The sequence below is a fragment of the Streptomyces sp. NPDC030165 genome (genome assembly GCF_055573595.1).
The window spans coordinates 1-21,262 of the sequence record NZ_JBVIBD010000013.1 but is presented as its reverse complement, the minus strand read 5'-3'; the positions used below and the strand labels follow the sequence as shown (position 1 = coordinate 21,262).

Annotated in this window: 12 protein-coding genes; 8 read left to right on the top strand and 4 right to left on the bottom strand. The window is 74.3% G+C overall.

Annotated features, from left to right (window positions below; all coding sequences use genetic code 11):
• Positions 1–164: 164 nt before the first annotated feature.
• Positions 165–962: an ABC transporter ATP-binding protein gene (locus ACZ4Z1_RS23940; protein ID WP_468488652.1), complete on the bottom strand. Its 798-nt coding sequence runs from the start codon at positions 960–962 to the stop codon at positions 165–167.
• Between the two features lie 154 nt (positions 963–1,116).
• On the opposite strand from ACZ4Z1_RS23940, the gene ACZ4Z1_RS23935 reads away from it, so the two are divergent.
• Positions 1,117–2,118 (top strand): ABC transporter substrate-binding protein, encoded by a 1,002-nt coding sequence (locus tag ACZ4Z1_RS23935; protein ID WP_468488651.1) that lies wholly within the window; start codon positions 1,117–1,119, stop codon positions 2,116–2,118.
• A gap of 95 nt (positions 2,119–2,213) precedes the next feature.
• Here the strand turns inward: ACZ4Z1_RS23935 and ACZ4Z1_RS23930 are convergent, their stop codons facing one another.
• The gene (locus tag ACZ4Z1_RS23930; RefSeq protein WP_468488650.1) at positions 2,214–3,404 is read right to left on the bottom strand and encodes a M20 family metallopeptidase; all 1,191 of its coding nucleotides are present in this window, start codon (positions 3,402–3,404) and stop codon (positions 2,214–2,216) included.
• A 148-nt stretch (positions 3,405–3,552) separates the two neighbouring features.
• On the opposite strand from ACZ4Z1_RS23930, the gene ACZ4Z1_RS23925 reads away from it, so the two are divergent.
• Both ACZ4Z1_RS23925 and ACZ4Z1_RS23920 read left to right on the top strand, forming a co-directional pair.
• Positions 3,553–11,223 (top strand): amino acid adenylation domain-containing protein, encoded by a 7,671-nt coding sequence (locus ACZ4Z1_RS23925; protein WP_468488649.1) that lies wholly within the window; start codon positions 3,553–3,555, stop codon positions 11,221–11,223.
• Between the two features lie 4 nt (positions 11,224–11,227).
• Entirely contained in the window at positions 11,228–12,682 is a 1,455-nt protein-coding gene (locus ACZ4Z1_RS23920) for a DHA2 family efflux MFS transporter permease subunit (RefSeq protein WP_468488648.1), read from the top strand.
• 70 nt (positions 12,683–12,752) lie between these two features.
• Here ACZ4Z1_RS23920 and fes read toward each other — a convergent pair whose 3' ends face one another.
• Entirely contained in the window at positions 12,753–13,970 is a 1,218-nt protein-coding gene (gene fes / locus ACZ4Z1_RS23915) for an enterochelin esterase (RefSeq protein WP_468488647.1), read from the bottom strand.
• A gap of 39 nt (positions 13,971–14,009) precedes the next feature.
• Complete coding sequence (gene fhuB, locus ACZ4Z1_RS23910; protein ID WP_468488646.1) at positions 14,010–16,334, bottom strand: Fe(3+)-hydroxamate ABC transporter permease FhuB; 2,325 nt, start codon at positions 16,332–16,334, stop codon at positions 14,010–14,012.
• A 109-nt stretch (positions 16,335–16,443) separates the two neighbouring features.
• Between fhuB and ACZ4Z1_RS23905 the strand changes: the two genes are divergently transcribed.
• The 5 genes from ACZ4Z1_RS23905 (at position 16,444) to ACZ4Z1_RS23885 (ending at position 21,134) form a co-directional block, all read left to right on the top strand.
• Positions 16,444–17,232: a 2,3-dihydro-2,3-dihydroxybenzoate dehydrogenase gene (locus ACZ4Z1_RS23905; RefSeq protein ID WP_468488645.1), complete on the top strand. Its 789-nt coding sequence runs from the start codon at positions 16,444–16,446 to the stop codon at positions 17,230–17,232.
• Positions 17,233–17,361: 129 nt separating this feature from the next.
• Positions 17,362–18,567, top strand: coding sequence for an isochorismate synthase DhbC (dhbC, locus tag ACZ4Z1_RS23900; RefSeq protein ID WP_468488644.1), 1,206 nt, complete (start codon positions 17,362–17,364; stop codon positions 18,565–18,567).
• Positions 18,564–20,222: a (2,3-dihydroxybenzoyl)adenylate synthase gene (locus ACZ4Z1_RS23895; protein ID WP_468488643.1), complete on the top strand. Its 1,659-nt coding sequence runs from the start codon at positions 18,564–18,566 to the stop codon at positions 20,220–20,222. Before dhbC ends, ACZ4Z1_RS23895 begins: the two co-directional genes overlap by 4 nt.
• A gap of 43 nt (positions 20,223–20,265) precedes the next feature.
• Positions 20,266–20,898: an isochorismatase family protein gene (locus ACZ4Z1_RS23890; protein ID WP_468488642.1), complete on the top strand. Its 633-nt coding sequence runs from the start codon at positions 20,266–20,268 to the stop codon at positions 20,896–20,898.
• 5 nt (positions 20,899–20,903) lie between these two features.
• Complete coding sequence (locus tag ACZ4Z1_RS23885; protein ID WP_468488641.1) at positions 20,904–21,134, top strand: phosphopantetheine-binding protein; 231 nt, start codon at positions 20,904–20,906, stop codon at positions 21,132–21,134.
• The last annotated feature ends 128 nt before the right edge of the window (positions 21,135–21,262 follow it).

Here is a 21,262-nt window from a genome sequence, read left to right as displayed (position 1 = left end):
GCCGGGGCGCCGGGGCAAGGGGTGCGGCGGGTCCGTCATCGGGCGGGCGCGCCGTACTTCCGGCCGTACTCCAGCCCTTGCCCCCCCGTATGGTCATGGCCGTACGGACTCCGCCGTACCGTCAGGAGCCGTACCGTCACGACCGTACGGACTCCGCCGTACCGTCACGACCGTACGGACTCCGCCGCCGCGCGGGCCGTCGGGACGACCACCGGAGAGCCGTCCGACGGCGCGGCGAGGATCTCCGCGTCCACGCCGTACAGCTCCTTCACCAGCGCCGCGTCGATGATGTCGCGCGGCGGGCCCGAGGCGACCACACGGCCCGCCCGCATGGCGACGACCGTGTCGGCGTACCGGGCCGCGGCGGCGAGGTCGTGGACGACCATGACGATGGTCCGCCCGGCCGCCGCCACCTCGCGGACCAGGTCCAGCACCTCCACGGCGTGGCCGATGTCGAGGGCGCTGGTCGGCTCGTCGAGCAGGACGACCGGGGTCTCCTGGGCGAGGGCCATGGCCAGCCAGCAGCGCTGGCGCTGGCCGCCGGAGAGCTGGTCGAGGCGGCGGCCGGCCAGGCCGGTGGTGCCGGTCGCCTCCAGGGCGCGGGTCACGGCCTGTTCGTCCTCGCGGGACCACTGGCGGAACAGGCCCTGGTGCGGGTGGCGTCCGTAGCGTACGAGGCCCGCCACGGTGACCGCTTCGGGTGCCTGCGGGGACTGGGGGAGCAGGGCGATGCGGTGTGCCGCCTCCCGCTGCTTGAGCCGCCACACGTCGGCGTCGCCCGCGAACACCCGGCCGGACGCGGGCTCGTGCAGGCGGGCCAGGCAGCGCAGCAGGGTGGACTTGCCGCAGCCGTTGGGCCCGACCACCGCCACCACCTGACCCGACTCCACCGTCAGATCGACCCGGTCGACGACCGGGTGTCCGGCGTATCCGGCGGTGAGCTGCTCGACGCGGAGTTCCACTGGTGCCGGCCTTTCCCCGGGGCGAGAGGTCACACCTCTTGCCTATTTGTCATAAGGTAAGGCTAACCTTAACGCTAATCGGCGGAAGTGCGGCCGCTCCGGCAGCCGTACGCACGCCTCGTCACGTCATGACCCATTGAACCCGGAGTTCCCGATGACCGTGTCCCGCCGCTCACTTCTCACCGCCCGACGCCGCATGGCGACGGCCGTCGCCACCCTCGGCGCCGCGGCGCTGCTGCTGACCGGCTGCGGCTCGGACACCGGCGCGGACGCCAAGGACAAGGGCGGCAAGGACGCGGCGGCGTCCGGCGGCACCCGTACGGTCAAGGACGCCACCGGCAAGGTCGTCGAGGTGCCCGCGCACCCCCAGCGCATCGTCACGCTGACCCAGGAGGACCTGGACGCCGTCCTCGCCCTGGACATCAAGCCGGTGGGCATCACCAACGGGCAGGGCCTGGACGAGCCGCCGGCCTACCTCAAGGACAAGGTCAAGGGCATCGACATCGTCGGCGGCCTGCTCAAGCCCGTCATGGACAAGGTGGTCGCGGCCAAGCCCGACCTGATCCTCGCCGGTGACATGCAGGACGAGCAGGTCCTCAAGCAGCTGCGCGAGATCACCCCCGCCACCCTGGTGACCATGGCGCCCACCGACGACTGGAAGGTCTCCTTCCGCGGCATCGGCAACGCCGTCAACAAGCTGAACGACGCCAACAAGGTCATCGCCGGCCACGAGGCCGCCGCCAAGAAGGCGGGCGAGAAGCTGGGCGCCGACAAGGGCGCCGCCGTCTCCATCGTGCGCTGGAACCCGGACGGGCCGAGCTGGATGGAGAAGAAGCAGTTCGCCAGCGGCGTCGCCCTGGAAATGGGCCTCAAGCGGCCCGCCAACCAGAACAAGGACGGCAACGCGCACGCCCCGTCGCTCAGCCTGGAGAAGATCGGCGAGATCGACGGCGACTGGCTGTTCCTGTCCACCCTGACCTCCGACGGCGAGAAGGCCCTCAAGGACGTCCAGACCAAGCCCGCCTACAAGGAGCTGGGCGCGGTGAAGAAGGGCCACGTGGTGACGGTCGACGGCTCCGTCTGGTCCACCCGCGGCGGCCCGCTGGCCAGCGACGTCGTCATGAACGACATCACCAAGGCACTGTCCGGATCCTGACCGGGGCGGCCGCACGGGCAGCCGCACGGCAGCCCGCACGGCCGCGGCGGTGCCGGCGGCGCTTCCGGGACACCGGGGCGCCGCCGACGCGTGCGTCACGCCCGGGGCGCGCCGCCGTCCCCGGTGTTCGTCCTGGCGTACGCGAAGTCCGCCGCCGTCCAGGCCAGGCCCACCGCGCCGTCCAGCAGCGCCCGCATGGCCTTCGGTGACACCGCCGCTTCCGCGAACTCCGGCTCGTGCGGCCCGCAGGCGCCTCCACTGATGTCCAGCACGGGGTGGATGGCGGGCACCACATGGGACACGTTGCCCATGTCCGTACAGGCGAAGGGCCCGCGTTCGACCGGCTCCGGCCGGCCCAGGGCCCGCGCGTTCGCCTCCCACAGGGCGATCAGCCCGGGGTCGCCGCGGAAGTCCAGGTAGTCCGGCTCCGGGCGCTCCAGCGTCACCTCGCAGCCGGTCGCCAGCGCCCCGGCCCGGAAGCACGCCTCGACGCGCTCCCGCAGCTCGCGCAGGTCCTCGGCGGCCTCCGCGCGGATCTCGTACTCGGCCGTCGCGCGGTCGGGTATCGCGTTGGGCGCGGAGCCCGCCGAGGTCGTGATGCCGTGCACCCGCCACTGCGGCGGCAGTTGCTGACGCAGCAGACCCAGGGCGACCTGGGCCACGGTCAGCGCGTCGGCCGCGTTGCGGGCCTCGTGCGGGTTGAGACTGGGGTGGGCGGTGCGGCCGGTGTACGTGACGGACAGCGTGCCGAGCGCGAAGGACCGGAAGTCGGACATCTCGAACGGGCACGGGTGCACCATCATCGCCGCGTCCACCCCGTCGAACGCGCCGGCCTCCAGCAGCAGCGCCTTGCCCGCGCCGCGCTCCTCGGCCGGCGTGCCCACGACCCGCACCGTCAGGCCCAGTTCCGCCGCGTACGGAGCCAGGCCCAGCGCCGCGCCGACACCGGCCGCGGCGATCAGGTTGTGGCCGCAGGCGTGGCCGAGGTCCGGCAGGGCGTCGTACTCGCAGGCGATGGCCACCGTGACCGGGCCGGTCCCGGCGGTGGCGGTGAACGCGGTGTCCAGGCCGTGGGCGGGCGCGGTCACCTCGAAGCCGTGCTCACGCAGCAGATTGGCGCACCAGGAGGCGGCCTTGGTCTCGGTAAAGGCCGTCTCCGGATGGCCGTGTATCCGGCGGCTGAGGCCGGTCAGGGCGGTGTCTTGACCCATGATGTGCTGTCGCACGGCGTCCTTGACGGCGGCGAGTGCGGCGGGACCGGGGGCTGGTGCGGGGGCGGACGTCATCGTCTCCTCTTCGGGCTCGGTGACCGGTGCCGATGACGGTCGGCGGCACCGCGAAAGAGTAAAAATAACTTAGGCTTCCCTAAGTTTTGTGCGCGGGCTGCCGGCCGGCCCGCGAAGGTCGGTTTCCTCCCTGGGAGTTGTCACACACATGCATCAGCGTCCGGTCGACCAGGCAGTCCCCGCGGCCCTGTCGCGCCCCAGCGCTCCCGCGCCGGGAACACCACCGCCCGCCGGACCCGACGGATTCCCGCTGCTCACCGCGCAGGCCGGCATCCATTACGCGGGTCAAATCAACCCCAAGAGCCCGGCGCTCAACACGGCGGACGTGGTCGAGATCCAGGGGGCCCTGGACGAGACACTGTTCGAGCGCGCCCTGCTGCGTACGGTCACCGAGGCCGAGACGCTCGGCGTGTGCGTGAGCGAGACGGACGGCGTCCCGCAGCAGCGCGTCACACCGCCGGACGCGGAACACCTGCTGCACCGCATCGACCTGCGCGGCGCCGGCCGGCCCGCCGAAGCGGCAGCCCGCGACTGGATGCACACCGACCTCACCCGGGCCGCCGACCTCGGAGAGGCCGGACAGCTCACCACCCAGGCACTCTTCCGCGTCGCCGACGACCGGTACTGGTGGTACCAGCGGGTGCACCACATCGCGGTCGACGCGTACGCCCTGCAACTCGTCGGCAAACGGGTTGCCGAGCTCTACACCGCCCTCGCCACCGGACAGGAGCCCACGGCCGCCCGGTTCGCGCCGCTCCGTGACCTCGTCGAGGAGGAGACGCGGTACCTGGACAGCGAGCAGTACACGGCCGACCGGGAGTTCTGGGCCGCACGGATGGCGGGGCGGCCGGAGCCGGTGACCCTGGCGAGCGGAGCGGCCGGGACGCCCGAAGCGCGCACCCCCGAAGCACCGGTCTCCGCCGCGTCGCTCGCCGACGCCATCGCCGCCGGCGACGTCCTCCGCACCCGTACCGACCTGCCCGCCGCCACGCTCGACCGGCTCACCCGAGCCGCCGAAGCGGTCAAGGCGACCTGGGCGGAACTGGTCATCGCCGCGACCGCCGGCCACCTGCACCGCCTCACCGGCACCGACGACGTGGTGCTCGGCCTGCCGCTGACCAACCGCCGCGGCCCCGCCGCCCTGCGCACCCCGGCCATGACCGTCAACGTCCTGCCGCTGCGCATCGCCGTACACCCCCAGGACACCGGCGCCGGACTACTGCGCCGCATCGTCCTCGAAATGCGCGCGGTACGCCGCCACCAGCGCTACCCGCAGGCCCACATCCGCCGCGACCTCGCCCTCTCCTCGGCCGCCGTGCCGCTGACCGGGCCCATGGTCAACATCAAGCCGTTCGACGGCGACCTCGACTTCGCGGGCCTGCCCGGCACGGTCCACAACCTCGCCGCCGGCCCGGTCGAGGACCTCGCCGTCACCGCCTCGCCCGACGCGGACGGCGGGCTGCGCATCAGCCTCGACGCGCACGCCGGACGGTACGCCGAGGAAGAACTCGACCGGCACCGGACCTCGTTCCTGCGCTACCTCGACGGGCTCGCCGAACTCCTGCTGAGCGACCCGCACCGCCCCGTCGGCACCATCGACCTGCTGGACGCCGACGCGGTACGCCGCGCCACCACCGGGCGCAACGAACCGCCCGCCGGCCGCACCCTGCCCGCGTACTTCGCCGGACAGGCCGCCCGCACCCCGCAGGCCGTGGCCGTCCGCACCGGCGACACCGCGCTCACCTTCGCCGAACTGGACGCCGCCGCCAACCGCCTGGCCCACCTGCTGGCCGGCCGGGGCGCGGGCCCGGAACGCCCCGTCGCCCTCGCGCTGCCACGCGGCACCGACATGATGGTGTCGCTGCTCGCCGTCCTGAAGGCGGGCGGCGTCTGCCAGCCCCTGGACCTCGGACACCCGGCCGCCAGGACCCTGGCGGTCCTCGAAGACGCCCGCCCCGCCTGCGTCATCGGCACGACCGCGACGCTGGCCGCACTCCCGGCGCACGGCCTGCCCGTCGTCGCGCTGGACGACACCGCCACCGCCGACGCGCTCGCCGCACAGCCCGGCAGCGCGCCCGCCGAACCGCCCGCGCCCGGCCATGCCGCCTACGTCATCCACACCTCCGGCTCCACCGGCCGCCCCAAGGGCGTCGTCGTCACCCACGCCTCGCTCGCGAACCTGTACGCCGGGCACGGCAGCGACCACGTCGCCCCCGCCGTCGCCCGCACCGGCCGGGAACGGCTGCGGGTCGCGCACAGCGCGTCGTTCGCCTTCGACGCGTCCTGGGACCCGGTGCTGTGGATGGTCCACGGGCACGAACTGCACCTCCTGGACGACGCCTCGTACCGCGACCCCGCCGCCCTCGCCCGGTACGTGGACGAACACCGCATCGACTACCTCGACGTCACACCTTCCTACGCCGAAGCCCTCCTCGCCGAAGGGCTGCTGGACGGCGGACGGCACCGCCCGGCCGTGATCGTCGTCGGCGGCGAGGCCGTACCCGTACCGCTGTGGGAACGCCTGACCACCACCGAGGGGCTGCACGCGGTCAACCTCTACGGGCCGACGGAGACGACCGTCGACGCGTACTACTGGACGCCGCCCGCGGCGGGCGGCGGCGCGATGGGTACGGGTGGCGGGACGGGTACGGGGGGCGCGCCCGGTACGGGGGGCCCCGCGGTCCCCGAGGGCCGGTCCGTACGCGGCTCCCGGGCCTACGTCCTCGACTCCTGCCTGCGGCCCGCGCCGGACGGCGTGACCGGCGAACTGTACGTCGCGGGCGCCTGCCTGGCCCGCGGCTACCTCGGACGGCCCGACCTGAGCGCCGAACGCTTCGTCGCGGACCCGTACGGCGCCCTGCACGGCGCGCCCGGCAGCCGGATGTACCGCACCGGGGACCTCGTACGGCGCCGGGCGGACGGCACCGTCGAGTTCCTGGGCCGCAGCGACGACCAGGTCAAGATCCGCGGCTTCCGCATCGAACTCGGCGAGATCCAGGCCACCCTGGCCCAGCACCCCTCCGTCGCCCAGGCCGCGGTGATCGCCCGCGACACCCCGCACGGCAAGCGGCTGCAGGCGTACGCGGTGCTGCGGACGGACGGCGACGGTGCGGCAGTCGGCGGGGCGGCAGTCGGCAGCGCGGCAGTCGACGGCCCGACCGCCGACGGTGCGGCAGTCGACGGTGCGGCCGGGACCGGCGTGGGGACCGGGCAGGGCGGTGAGGACGGCCGGGAAGTCGTCTCTCCCGCTTCTCCCGGGGCCCCCGCCCCACCCACCCCCTCCCCCTCTCCCACTCCCGCCGAGCTGCGGGCGCACCTGGCCGCCGCGCTGCCCGCGCACATGGTCCCCGCCACGGTGACGCTGCTCGCCGAACTGCCGCGCACCGCCAACGACAAGCTGGACCACCGCGCCCTGCCGGACCCCGAGCCGGGCGTCCCCGGCACCGGCGGCGGCAGCGCCGACGGCACAGATGCAGGTACGGGCGCCCGTGCCGGCACCGGCACCGGCGGTACGGACACCCCCGTCACCGGCAGCCCGCACACCGACATCATCCGCGGTCTCCTGGCCGACCTCCTCTCCCTGGACACGAGCCCCCCGGCGGACGCCGGGTTCTTCGACCTGGGCGGTCACTCGCTGCTGGCCGCCCGGCTGGCCGCGCGTATGCGGGAGATCTTCCAGGCGCCCGTGAGCACCGCGGACGTCTTCCGCAACCCCACCCCGGCCGCGCTCGCCGCGCTCGTCCACTCCGCCGCACCGGCGGACGGCGACGGCATGCCGTCCGCGACCCTGCCCGCGTCCCCCGTACCCCGCACCGGACACCTCCCCCTCTCGCCCGCCCAGCAGCGGCTCTGGTTCCTCCACCGGCTCGAAGGCCCCAGTCCCACCTACAACATCCCGCTCGTGCTGCGCATCGACGGACCGCTCGACCGTGGCGCGCTCCAGCTCGCCCTGTGCGACCTGACCGCTCGCCACGAGACACTCAGAACGGTATATCCGACCACTGACAACGGCGGGGAAGAGCAGCCCTACCAGCGGATCCTCCCCGCCGATCACCCGTTGGCCCGGCCGGAGACGCACCTTGCCGGACCCGGCTGCGACCTCGCCGAAGCCGTACGCCACTGCTTCGACCTGGCCTCCGAACTCCCGCTCCGCGTCACCCTGTTCAGCGACGGCCCGGACGATCACACGCTGCTCCTGCTGCTGCACCACATAGCCGGTGACGGCGCCTCCACCACGCCCCTGGCCCGCGACCTCGCCACGGCCTACACCGCCCGACTCGCGGGCCGGAAACCGGAGTTCGCGCCGCTGCCCTTCCAGTACGCCGACCACGCCGCCCGGCAGCAGCAGCTCCTCGGCACGCCCGCCGGGCCCACCCCGCTCGCCGTCGCCCAGCTGGCGCACTGGAAGCAGGCCCTCGCCGGCCTGCCCGACCAGCTCGAACTGCCCACCGACCGGCCGCGCCCGGCCGTCGCCTCGCACACCGGCGACACCGTCCCGTTCGTCCTCGACGGCGCGGCCCACGCCGCCCTCCAGCGCCTCGCCCGGTCCACCGGCACCAGCGTCTTCATGACCGTGCAGGCCGGCCTCGCCGCCCTCCTGACCCGGCACGGCTGCGGCACCGACATCCCCCTCGGTACGCCCGTCGCCGGCCGCGCCGACGACGCCACCGCCGCCCTCGTCGGCTTCTTCACCAACACGGTCGTGCTGCGCACCGACACCTCCGGTGACCCCGCGTTCCGCACCCTCCTGGAGCGCGTACGGGCCACCACCCTGGCCGCGTACGAGCACGACACGCTGCCCTTCGACCACCTCGTCGAGGAGCTGAACCCGCGGCGCTCGCTCGCCCGGCACCCGCTGTTCCAGACGATGCTGGCCTGGCAGTCCGTGCCGGACGCCGCGTTCGCGCTGGGCCCGCGGGCCACCGCCCGGATGACCGCCGTACCGTCCGGCACGGCCAAGTTCGACCTCACCCTCAATGCGTGCGAGCAGCCCGGCGGCGGGATCGGCGGCTTCTTCGAGTTCCGAACCGACCTCTTCGACCGCGCGACCGTGCAGGCCCTCGCCGACCGGCTGGCCCGGCTGCTCACCGCGGCCGCCGACGCCCCCGACACCCCGCTCGGCCTGCTGCCGCTGCTCGGTGACGAGGAGCGGCACCGCGCCCTCGTCGGCTGGAACGCGCCCGCCGGACCCCTCGCCGCGCGCCCCGCGGCCACGCTCCCCGGGGTCTACGAGGCCGCCGCCCGCAGCCACCCCGCCCGTACGGCCGTCAGCTGCGACGGGCAGTCCCTCACCTACGCCGGACTCTCCGCCCGGGCCCACCGCCTGGCCCGGCTGCTGGCCGCCCGCGGCATCGGCCCCGGCTCCATCGTCGCGCTCGCGCTGCCGCGCTCCGTGGACCTGGTCACCGGCCTGCTCGCGGTCTCCCTCGCCGGAGCCGCCTACCTGCCGCTCGACCCGGACTACCCGGCGGACCGCCTCGCCTACATGCTCGACGACGCCGCACCGGCCGCACTGATCACCGACAGCGCGACCGCGCCCCGGCTCCCGGCCCACATCCTGCCGCTGATCACCGTGGACGGCGGCGCGGCGGACGGATACGAGGCCGGCCCGCTGACCCAGGCGGACCGCACCCGGCCGCTGCGCCCCGACGACGCCGCGTACGTCATCTACACCTCGGGCTCCACCGGCCGCCCCAAGGGCGTCGTCGTCACCCACCACAACGTCACCCGGCTGTTCACCGCCACCGACCACTGGTTCGGCTTCGGCCCCGACGACGTCTGGACGCTCTTCCACTCCTACGCCTTCGACTTCTCCGTCTGGGAGCTGTGGGGCGCGCTCCTGTACGGCGGCAAGGTCGTCGTCGTACCGCACCTCACCAGCCGCGACCCGCACGCCTTCCGGCAGCTGCTGGCCACCGAGCGGGTCACCGTCCTGAACCAGACCCCGTCCGCCTTCTACCAGCTCGCCGCCGCCGACCGGGAGAGCGACGGGACGGCACTGGCCCTGCGCTACGTGGTGTTCGGCGGCGAGGCGCTGGAGCTCGGGCGGCTGGACGACTGGTACGAGCGGCACGCCGACGACGCGCCGGTCCTGGTCAACATGTACGGCATCACCGAGACCACCGTGCACGTCTCGTACTTCCCGCTCGACCGCGCCACCGCCGCCGGCGCCACCTCCAGCACCATCGGCGTCAACATCCCCGACCTGCGCGTCTACGTCCTCGACGACCGGCTCCAGCCCGTACCGCCCGGTGTCACCGGCGAGATGTACGTCGCGGGCGAGGGCCTGGCCCGCGGCTACCTGGGCCGCGCGGAACTGACCGCCACCCGGTTCGTCGCCGACCCGTACGCCCACCTGTTCGGCGAGCGCGGCAGCCGCATGTACCGCTCCGGCGACCTCGCCCGGCGCCGTACCGACGGCGCCCTGGAGTACTTCGGCCGCGCCGACCAGCAGGTCAAACTCCGCGGCTTCCGCATCGAGCTGGGCGAGATCGAGGCGGTGCTCGCCGCGCACCCCGCCGTCGCGGACACGGCCGTCGTCGTCCGGGAGGACACCCCCGGCGACAAGCGGCTCGTCGGGTACGCCGTCCCCGCCGCGGGCGAGGCACCCGACCCCGCCGCCCTGCGCGACCACGCCGCCGCTGAACTGCCCGTCCACATGGTCCCGTCCGCCGTCGTCCTGCTCGACCGGCTGCCGCTGACGAACAACGGCAAGCTGGACCGCAAGGCGCTGCCCGCACCGGACCGCCCGGCCGCCACCGGCCGCGCGCCCCGCACCCCGCGCGAGGAACTGCTCTGCTCGGTCTTCGCCGAGGTACTGGGCCTGGACCGGGTCGGCGTCGAGGACAACTTCTTCGACCTCGGCGGGCACTCCCTGCTCGCCGTCCGGCTGGCCGGCCGCGTCAAGGCCGTGCTCGGTACCGAGGTGTCGATCGGTACGGTCTTCCAGTCGCCGACCGTCGCGGCGCTCGACGCCGCCCTGGACGCCGTACGCCACGACGACCCGCTCGACGTGCTGCTGCCGCTGCGCCCCGCCGCCCGGAGCGCGGAGGGCGGCCGCGTCCCCGTCCACTGCGTCCACCCGGCAGGCGGCCTGAGCTGGTGCTACGCCGGACTCATCCGCCACCTGCCCGCCGACGTGCCGATCTACGGACTCCAGGCCCAGGGCGTCGGTGCCGCCACCGCCGGCGAGCCGCTGCCCGCCACCCTGGAGGAGCTGGCCGCCCACTACGCCGCGCGCGTCCGCGAGGTGCAGCCCGACGGCCCGTACCGGCTGCTCGGCTGGTCCACCGGCGGCATCATCGCGCACGCCATGGCCACCCACCTCCAGGACGAGGGGCACGAGGTCGAACTCCTCGCCATCCTCGACGCCTACCCGGCCGAGGGCTTCCGCGGCCTGCCCGTACCGGACGAGGCCGAAGCGCTCGAATCCCTCCTGACCATGGGCGGCTACGGGCCCGACAGCCTGGAGGGCAAGCCGCTGACCACCGCCAACGTGGTGGAGGTGCTCCAGCGGGAAGGCAGTCCGCTGTCCACGCTGTCCACCGGCACCATCAAGGCGCTCGGCGCGATCTACCTCAACACCAACGACCTCGTACGGGCCTACGACCACCGCGTCTTCCGGGGCGACGTGCTCTTCTTCCGGGCCGTCGTGGACACCATCGACGACACCCTCACCCCCGACACCTGGACGCCCTACGTCACCGGCCGTATCGACAACACGAACATCCAGTGCTCCCACAAGGACATGACCCTGCCCGAGCCGATCGCGCACATCGCGCGCGTGGTCGCCGACCGCCTCACCGAACTGGAGGGGTGACCCGGTGACCACCGCACCGACCACCCGGTCCCGGCTGAACCCGAGGACCGCCGTCGTCCTCGTCTACACGGCCGCCATGTGCATGAACGGCCTCGACTCCACCATCGTCAACCCGGCCCTGTTCACCATCGCGGGCGACTTCGGGCAGCCCGTCTCGGCGGCCAACACCGTCGAGACGGCCTTCCTCGTCGCCCTCGCGCTGGCCCTGCCGGTCGCCGGCTGGCTCGGCGACCGCTACGGCACCAAGCGCGTCTTCCTCGGCGCGCTCGCCGTCTTCACCGCCGCCTCGGCCGCCTGCGGCCTGGCCCCCGGCCTGCCCGCGCTGGTCGTGGCGCGAGCCGTGCAGGGCCTGGCGGGCGGCCTGCTCACCCCGGTCGGCATGACCCTGCTGTTCCGCGCGTTCCCGCCGCACGAACGGGCCAAGCTGGGCAAGGTCCTGATCGTGCCGACGGCCCTGATGCCCGCCCTGGGCCCGCCGCTGGGCGGCTTCCTCACCCAGCACCTGTCCTGGCACTGGCTGTTCTTCGTGAACGTGCCGATCGGCGCCGCCGCCGTCCTGCTCGGCGTCCTCGGGCTGCGCGAGCACGTCGAGGGCGTACCGGGGCCGTTCGACCGGGCCGGGTTCTGGCTCGCCACCCCGGGCCTCGGACTGCTCACCTACGCGCTCGGGTTCGGCCCCTCGCACGGCTGGGCGGAGCCCGTCGTCGCCGTCAGCGCCGTGCTCGGCGTGGCCCTGCTGACCGCCGCCGTCGTCCACCAGCTCCGTACGCCGGAGCCGCTGCTGAAACTGCGGCTGCTGGCCGGACGGGCGTACGGCACGGCCTCCGCGCTCGCCGTGCTCACCGCCGCCGGCCTGATGGGCGTCCTGTTCGTCTTCCCATTGCTCTACCAGGCAGCCCTGGGAGCCTCGGCCCTCGACGCCGGCCTGAGCGTCTTCCCGGAAGCGGTCGGCCTGATGCTCGCCTCCCAGGTTGTCGACCGGCTGCTGCCGCGCATCGGCCCGCGACGGCTCGCGGTGCCCGCGCTGCTGCTCGCCGCGGTGGTCTTCGCGGCCCTCGCCGTACCGGGCGCCGCGGACGACGCCTGGCTGGTACGCGGCCTGATGTTCGCCATCGGACTGGTGCTCGGCACGGCCGTGCTCACCGTCCAGCTCGCCGGCTTCGAAGACGTCGCGCCGCCCGACATGGGCCGCGCGATGGGCCTCTTCCAGATCGTGCGCACCCTGGGCGGCGCCCTCGGTATCGCCGTCTGCGCGGGCGTGATCGGCGGGCACGGCACCGGCGCCACCGGCCCGAGTCCGTACCGGGTCGCGGTGTGGGTGACGGCGGGGCTCGTCGCCGTGGGCGCGCTGATCGCCGTACGGCTGCCGAAGAACCCGCCGCAGCCGCCGCCGTTCGACGACGATTCCGACAGGGACGAGGGAGCGGGGGAGGGGGCGGCGGCCCCGGCCGCGAGCTGACCCCCCGCTACAGCACGCATCGCGCCCCGGACCCGCACTCGGATCCGGGGCGCGACGCGTACGTCCGGCCTCAGTGGCCGGACAGCAGCGCACCCAGCCCGGTCGCCAGGCCACCGCGCCAGCACGCGTAGTCATGGCCGCCGTTGAACTCCTCGTACGTCACGTCGTAACCGCGCGCCCGCAGGACGTTGCGCAGGCGGCGGTTCTCCGCGAGCAGCATCCACTCCTGGAGGCCGACCTCCAGCCGCAGCCGCACCGGGCGGCGTTCGGCGGTGGCGTACCGGCGGGTCAGCCACTCGGTGCCGCGCTCGTCGTCCGGCCACCAGAAGGACCCGGACTGCGAGAGCGCCAGGCCGAACCGGTCCGGACGGCGGAAAGCGGCGTACGCCGCGGTCAGGCCGCCCGCGCTCTGCCCCGCGACGACCGTGCGTTCCGGGCGCGGATCGGTTCCGTACGCGGCGTCCGCCCACGGCAGCAGCGAGTCCGCCAGCCAGTCGACGAACTCCCCGTTGCAGCTGAGGTCCTCCATCCGCCGCCCCATCGTGTCCACGAGCAGCGCGACCGTGGGCGGCACGGAGGCATCGGCGTGCAGGTTGTCGAACAGGTCGCCGGCGCCGAGGACCGGGCCCCACATCTCGCCGTCCAGCAGGACCGCGACGGCGTACGGGCCGCCGTCGGCGCGGTGACCGGGCGGCAGGTGCACCGTGACGTGCCGGCCGTCCACCTCGGTCCGCACGGACGTGCCGCGTGCCGCGCCGGGCCTGCGCCCGGTGCACGGCTGCGCGGGAGCGCCGGGCAGCTCCAGGACGGAGGCGGGGTGGCGCCCGTCCCGGGACGGCAGGACGGGCGCGGTGTTCAACGGGTCGGGCACGGCACTGTCCAGGACCTTCAGCCACGCCTGCCGGTCCGTACGCAGGAGGTCCTCGCGCGGCCCGGTGCCGGGGCGGAACTGGTACGAGGCCCGGTGGTCGGACCGCAGCCGGTGGCTGAGGGCCCAGACCGCGGTGCCCTCGACACGGGTCATCAGGTGCGGCGTCAGGTCGCCCGCGTGCCGGTCCCGGTCGGTGACGGTGTGCAGGAGCGCCAGCACGTCAGTCGCCGGGGACGCCGGGTCGTCCCGCCACACGAAGGTGACCAGCACGTGGCCCGGGTCGCCGTCCGGATCCGGCTCCACCAGCGGCGTCCCGGCCGCCGCGGCGCGACGCCAGAACTCCTCCTCGGCGCCGGGCCGCCCGGCCCGCACCTCGGCGGCGAGCCCGCGCAGCAGCGGACTTGGGACAGCGGTCACTTGCCTACCCCTCTCAGGAGCGTCGGAACAGCACGTACGTCACACACGGGTGGCCGCCGAGCGGCCCAGCAGCACCCACAGCAGGAAGGGCCCGCCCAGCACGGTCGTCACGACCCCCACCGGCACCTCCGTGCCCGCGAAGACGATCCTGCCGATCGTGTCGGCCGCCACCACCAGCAGCGCACCCGTCAGCATCGTGCCGACCAGTGGCACCCGCAGCGGCCCCGCCAGCCGCGACGCGATGACCGGCGAGGCCAGCGCCACGAACCCGACCGGCCCGCAGATGCCCACGGCCAGGCCCGCCAGAGCCACCGCCAGCAGCAGGCACACCGCGCGGGTACGGCCCGGAGCGGCACCCAGCGAGGAGGCCGTGGCGTCGTCGAAGCGCAGTACGCCCAGGTGGCGGGCGACCGCCAGGCTCAGGGGGACCAGGACGGCCAGGCCGATGAGGACGGGTACGGCGACGGCGTAACTGCGCCCGTTGAGGCTGCCCGATGTCCACACGTACAGCGAACTCGCCGAGTTGAGCGAGCGCCGGGACAGCGCCACCTGGGTCACGGCGGAGGCCAGCGCCGACATCGCCAGCCCGACGACGAGCACGCGGTAGCCGCGCTGCCCGAGGCCGCCGGAGACGGCCGTCACCACGATCACCGCGGCCAGCGCGCCCAGCGGACCCGCCCACCAGGCGCCGAAGGTGCCGGTCGCGCTGAGCGTGACGGACAGCAGCACGGCGGCGGTGGCACCGTCGTTGACGCCGAGGAGTTCGGGTGTGGCGAGGCGGTTGCGGGCCAGCGTCTGGGTGAGACAGCCGGCCAGCCCCAGCGCGGCGCCCGCCGCCAGCCCGGCCACGATCCGCCCGAGCCGGAACTTCTGCACCAGCAGGACGTCGAACCGGTCGCCCTGGCCGAAGATCGCCTGGAAGGTGCGGGCCACTCCCATCTCGCTCTGCCCGGCGTACGCGGAGAGCACCACCGCCAGCAGGAGCAGCACTGCCAGCAGCAGCGCCGCGAACGTGGCGCGCCGGGCGACGAGGAAGGAGAGCGGGCCGCGGCGCAGCACGAACGTGTCGGCGGGGCGCACCCGGCCGGCCTTCGGCGTGCGGCGCGGAAGACGCTCCCGCAGCGTGTGCAGCACGCCGCGCGCCGCCTTGCCGGGCGTGCGCTCCTCGGTGGCCGGCTCGGTCATGCCCATCGCGGTGAGCTGCCGGGACCGGACGATGCCGATGAGGACGGGCGCGCCGATCAGCGCCACGATGACGGACACGGGCGCCTCGAACGGGCGGGAGACCACCCGGGCCACCACGTCCGCCAGAATCAGCACGGCGGCGCCGATCAGCCCGGCCAGCAGCAGCCGGGCGGCGAGCCGGGTCCCGGCGACCGCCCGGGCCAGGAAGCCCGCCAGCAGCCCGAGGAACGAGACGGGCCCGGCCAGCGCCACCGCCGCCGCGGTCAGCAGCGTCACCCCGACGGCGACCACGGTACGGATCACCGGCGGCCGGTGGCCCAGGCTGCGGGCCAGGTCGTCGCCGAGCGCCAGTGCGGACAGCGGCCGGGCGACCAGCAGCGCCACCAGGAAACCGACGGCCAGGACGGGCGCGAGCCGGCCGAGTTCGCCGAAGCCCTCGACCCCGGCCAGCGAGCCGAGCACCCAGAACCGGAACCGGTCGTAGGTCTCCGCCGAGTTCACCACGATCACACTGGTCAGCCCGCCGAAGGTGGCACCCAGCGCGGATCCGGCCAGCACCAGCCGCATCGGCGATCCACCGCCCCTGCGCCCCGCGATGAGCAGCACCAGACCGCTGGCGACCACCGCGCCGGCGAACGCGCACACGAGGTAGGCGTAGCCGCTGTCCAGGCCCAGCAGCGCGATGCCCGCGACGACACCGAGCGAGGCCCCCGCGTTGACGCCGAGCAGACCGGTCTCGGCGAGCGGGTTGCGGGTGACGGCCTGGAGCAGGCACCCGGCGACGCCGAGGGCGCCGCCGACGAGCAGGGCGGTCAGCGTACGGGGCAGCCGCAGGTCGCCGACGACGAGGGCCAGCCGCGGGTCGCTGCGCGCGCCGCCGCGGTCGAGCAGGTAGTTGAGTACGCCGCTCGCGCCGACCTCGCCGGCGCCCACGCACAGGGAGACGGCGGCCAGTACGAGGACGGCGGCCACGAAGCCCGCCACGGCGAGCGCGACGGTCCGGCGCGTGGTGCCCGCGGGGCGCTCGCCGCCGGGGTCCGTGCCGGGCCGCCCGGAGGCAAAGCGCGGGTCATCCGCAGGGGGTCGGGCATCCTTTTGCGCCACCGTGCCCGGCAACGTGCCGCCTTCGGCGCCGTGTTCGGGGGACGGGGCGGCTATACCCGTACGCTGCTTTTGCATAAGGTGAGGCTAGCCTAACCATTTCTGCAGCGTGCGGGCGGAATGGCAGAGTGGCTGGGCGCCTGTCCTATATTAGGTTAGGCTTGCCTAACAAATGGGGAGGTTGCTCATGCCTGAGCACATACCGGGCCGCGCCGAATTCACCGGCCGTATCGCGCTGGTGACCGGCGCCGGGCAGGGCATCGGCGCCGCGGTCGCCGCCGCCCTGGCGCGACAGGGCGCCCACGTCGTGGCCACCGACCGCACCGCACCCGCCGCCCCGCCGGCCGGGGACGGCGTGGCGGGAACGGTCACCACCGAGGCGATGGACGTCACCGACCACACCGCGGTCGACGCCACCGTCGAACGCGTCGAGCGCGAACTCGGCCCGATCGCCGTCCTGGTGAACGTGGCCGGCATCCTGCGCCCCGGCCCCGCCGCCGAGCTCTCCGACGCGGACTGGGCCGACACCTTCGCCGTGAACACCACCGGCGTCTTCCACACATCCCGCGCCGTCGCCCCGTACATGGTCAAACGCGGCGCCGGAAGCATCGTCACCGTCGGCTCCAACGCCGCCGGCGTCCCCCGGACCGGAATGGCCGCGTACGCCGCCTCCAAGGCCGCGGCCGCCATGTACACCAAATGCCTGGGGCTCGAACTCGCCCGCAGCGGCGTCCGCTGCAACATCGTCGCGCCCGGCTCCACCGACACCGCCATGCAACGCGCGCTGTGGACCGACGACGACGCACCCCGCCGTGTCATCGCCGGCGACCCGCAGACGTACCGCACCGGCATCCCCCTCGGCCGGATCGCCGACCCGTCCGACATCGCCGACGCGGTCGTCTTCCTCGCCTCCGACCGCGCCCGGCACATCACCATGCAGGAGCTGTACGTCGACGGCGGCGCCACCCTGCGCTGACCCGCGCCGCACCCCGCCGCCCACGAGCCGGGGACGCCCGCACCACCGCGCCACCGCTCACCCCTCCGCACCACCACCCGTATCAGCCATCCCCCGGAACCTCGCAGCCTTCCGAGAATTGGAGCTACCGTGCCGACGGCACCCGAAGTCGCCACGCACGTCCCCCTCGCCGAGCCGGCCCACCCCGCCGTAGGAGCAGCGACGTCACTCCTGGGCGCCTACACCCCCGGCGCCCGCTTCCTCGGCACGCCCACGCGCACCATCCTCGCGCAGGGCACCCACAGCGACGTCCCGCACGACGAACGCCCCCTGCCGCAGCGCGTCGCCGCCACCCTCGGCGCCGCCAGGGCCGCCGGACACGGAGCGCCCCTGGTCGTCGGCGCCGTGCCGTTCGACCAGACGGCCCCCGCCGCACTCGCCGTGCCCGCCACCGCGCAGACCGCGCCGCCGCTCACCGCCGACCCGCTCATCGCGCTGCCCGCCGACCCGCCCGCCGCCGCCCGGTGGGACATCAGACCCGTACCGGCCCCCGAGGCGTACGGCGCCGGCGTGGCCGCCGCGGTCGAGCGCATGTGGCGCGGCGAGTTCAGCAAGGTGGTCCTGGCCCGCACCCTCGAACTGACCACCCCCGAAGCACTCGACATCCCCGCGATGCTCCAGCGCCTGGCCCGCCGCGACCCCTCCGGCTACACCTTCGCGCTGCCCACCGCGCCCGGCCGCACCCTGCTCGGCGCCAGCCCCGAACTGCTCGTCTCCCGCCGCGGCCACCGGGTCGTCGCCAACCCGCTGGCCGGCTCCACCCCGCGCAGCGACGACCTGGCCGAGGACGTCCGCCGGGCCGCCGCGCTGCTGGAGTCCGCCAAGGACCTGCACGAGCACGCCGTCGTCGTGGACGCCGTCCACCGGGCCCTCGCCCCGTACTGCACCGACCTCGACGTCCCCGACCGGCCCACCCTGCTGCGCACCGCCACCATGTGGCACCTGTCCACCACCGTCACCGGCACCCTCGCCGCACCGGACACCTCCGCGCTGGAACTGGCCTGCGCCCTGCACCCGACCCCCGCCGTGTGCGGCACCCCCACCGACACCGCCCGCCAGGTGATAGCCGACACCGAACCGTTCGACCGCGGCTTCTTCACCGGTATGGTCGGCTGGGGCGACGCGTCCGGCGACGGCGAATGGGTGGTGACCATCCGCTGCGCCGAGGCCGAGGAACGCGCCCTGCGCCTGTACGCCGGAGCGGGTGTCGTCGCCGCCTCCGAGCCCGCCGCGGAGACCGCCGAGACCGGCGCCAAGTTCCGTACCTTCCTCAGCGCCGTCGGAGCCGAACTGTGACCGATCAGTACGCCTACGCCCACTCCCACGCCCCCACCTGGCCCGCGGAGTTCGCCGAGCGCTACCGCGCCGCGGGCTGGTGGCGGGGCGAGACCTTCGGGCGGATGCTGAGCGAGCGGGCCGCCGCCCACCCGGACCGGGTCGCCGTCGTCGACCCGGCCGGCGAGGGCCGCCGCTGGACGTACGCGGAGCTGGACCGCCGCGCCACCCGGCTCGCCGCCGGATTCCACGCCCGCGGCATCGTCCGGGGCGACCGCGTCGTCGTCCAGCTGCCGAACGTCGCCGAGTTCTTCGAGGTGATCTTCGCGCTGTTCCGCCTCGGCGCCCTGCCCGTCTTCGCGCTGCCCGCGCACCGCGAGACCGAGATCCGCTACTTCTGCGAATTCACCGGCGCCGCCGCCTACGTCATCGCCGCCGAACACGGCGGCTACGACTACCGCGCGCTGGCCGCGACGGTACGGGAGGACGTCCCGGGCCTACGCCACGTCTTCGTCACCGGCGGCGACCCGGGCCCCTTCGAGGCGCTGTCGGACGTACCCGCCGACCCGCCTTCGGAAGCGGCATGGGACGAGCCCGCACCGGGCGACCTCGCCTTCCTCCAGCTCTCCGGCGGCAGCACCGGCGTCCCCAAGCTCATCCCGCGCACCCACGACGACTACATCTACTCCCTGTGGGGCTCCAACGAGCTGTGCGGCGTCGACGAGCACAGCGTCTACCTGTGCGTTCTGCCCGTCGCCCACAACTTCCCGCTCTCCTCGCCCGGTTCGCTCGGCGCCCTGTTCGCGGGCGCCCGCGTCGTGCTGTGCCCGCAGCCCAACCCCGACGTGGCGTTCCCGCTCATCGAGCGCGAACGCGTCACCCTCACCGGCCTGGTCCCGCCGCTCGCCCTGGTCTGGACCGAGGCCGCGCCCTCCACGACGTACGACCTGAGCAGCCTGGACGTCCTGCTGGTGGGCGGCGCCAAGTTCAGCGAGGAAGCCGCCCGGCGCGTGCGGCCCGCCCTCGGCTGCACCCTCCAGCAGGTCTTCGGCATGGCCGAGGGCCTGGTCAACTACACCCGGCTGGACGACCCCGAGGAAATCATCGTCACCACCCAGGGCCGGCCCATCTCCCCGGACGACGAGATCCGCGTCGTCGACGACGCGGACAACGACCTGCCCGTGGGCGAGACCGGCCACCTGCTCACCCGCGGCCCGTACACCATCCGCGGCTACTGGAAGGCGCCCGAGCACAACGCCCGCTCCTTCACCGCGGACGGCTTCTACCGCACCGGCGACGTCGTCCGGCTCACCCCCACCGGCCACCTCGTGGTCGAGGGCCGCGCCAAGGACCAGATCAACCGCGGCGGGGAGAAGATCGCCGCCGAGGAGGTGGAGAACCACCTGCTCGCCCACCCCGCCGTGCACGACGCCAACGTGGTCGCCGAACCCGACCCGTACCTGGGCGAACGCACCCTCGCCTACGTCATCCTGCGCTCCGGCGCCGAACGGCCGACCCCCGTCGCCGTCAAGAAGTTCGTCCGCGCCCGCGGCCTCGCGGCCTACAAGGTGCCCGACCGCGTCGTGTTCGTGGACACCTTCCCGCAGACCGGCGTGGGCAAAATCTCCAAGAAGGACCTCAGGTCCGCCGCCACCGCCGCCACCGAACCCTCCTGACCTCCGCACCCGCCCGACCGTCCTGAAGGGACCCGTCCGCACCATGGCCCTGCCCGCCATCGCCCCCTACCCCATGCCGTCCGCCGGCGACCTGCCCGCGAACCGCGTGGACTGGAAGGCCGACCCGTCGCGCGCCGTCCTGCTCGTCCACGACCTGCAGAACTACTTCCTGTCGGCCTTCGACACCCAGGCGTCCCCCGCCACCCACCTGCTGCGCAACGTGGCCGCGCTGAAGGAGGAGGCGGCCCGGCTCGGCGTCCCGGTCCTCTACACGGCGCAGCCCGGCGGCCAGACCCCCGCCGAACGCGGCCTCCAGCAGGACTTCTGGGGCCCGGGCCTGCCCGCCGACGAGCACGCGGCCGCCATCGCCGACGCGGTCGCCCCCGGCCCGGACGACACGGTGCTGACCAAGTGGAAGTACAGCGGCTTCGTCCGCACCGACCTGGAGCAGCGGCTGCGCGACCTCGGCCGCGACCAGCTCGTCATCACCGGCGTCTACGCCCACATCGGCGTGCTGATGACCGCCTGCGACGCGTGGATGCGCGACCTCCAGGCGTTCCTCGTCGCCGACGCGGTGGCCGACTTCTCCGCCGAGGACCACGCGATGGCGTTGCGCTGGGCGGCCGGCAAGTGTGCCGTGGTCACCACCACCGCCACCGTCTTCGAAGGGAAGTGACCACCATGACACTGACGCTCCAGCAGCTGCGCGACGACGTCGCGGACGTCCTCGGCGAGGACCCCGCCGACATCCCCGACGACGAGAACCTCGTGGACTACGGCCTCGACTCGGTCCGCCTGATGGCCCTGGCCGGCCGCTGGAACCGCGACCACGGCATCGAGGTCGCGGTCGCCGACCTGTCGGAGGAGCCCGCCCTGGAGAAGTGGGCGGTACTGCTCGGCGCCAAGGACTGAGCGCCTTCCCCTACGGCAGCGGGGGGGGGGGGGGGGGGAGGTGAGCGCAACTCCCCCCCCCCCCCCTCCCCCCCCCCCCCCTCCCCCCCGCCCGCCCCACCCCCCCCCCAACCCCCCCCCCCCCCCCC

Excerpts from the sequence above, each read along its gene's own strand:
- ACZ4Z1_RS23935 (WP_468488651.1), top strand. The coding sequence starts at position 1,117 with ATGACCGTGTCCCGCCGCTCACTTCTCACCGCCCGACGCCGCATGGCG.
- ACZ4Z1_RS23930 (WP_468488650.1), bottom strand. The coding sequence starts at position 3,404 with ATGACGTCCGCCCCCGCACCAGCCCCCGGTCCCGCCGCACTCGCCGCC.
- ACZ4Z1_RS23925 (WP_468488649.1), top strand. The coding sequence starts at position 3,553 with ATGCATCAGCGTCCGGTCGACCAGGCAGTCCCCGCGGCCCTGTCGCGC.
- fhuB (WP_468488646.1), bottom strand. The coding sequence starts at position 16,334 with ATGCAAAAGCAGCGTACGGGTATAGCCGCCCCGTCCCCCGAACACGGC.
- ACZ4Z1_RS23905 (WP_468488645.1), top strand. The coding sequence starts at position 16,444 with ATGCCTGAGCACATACCGGGCCGCGCCGAATTCACCGGCCGTATCGCG.
- ACZ4Z1_RS23890 (WP_468488642.1), top strand. The coding sequence starts at position 20,266 with ATGGCCCTGCCCGCCATCGCCCCCTACCCCATGCCGTCCGCCGGCGAC.
- ACZ4Z1_RS23885 (WP_468488641.1), top strand. The coding sequence starts at position 20,904 with ATGACACTGACGCTCCAGCAGCTGCGCGACGACGTCGCGGACGTCCTC.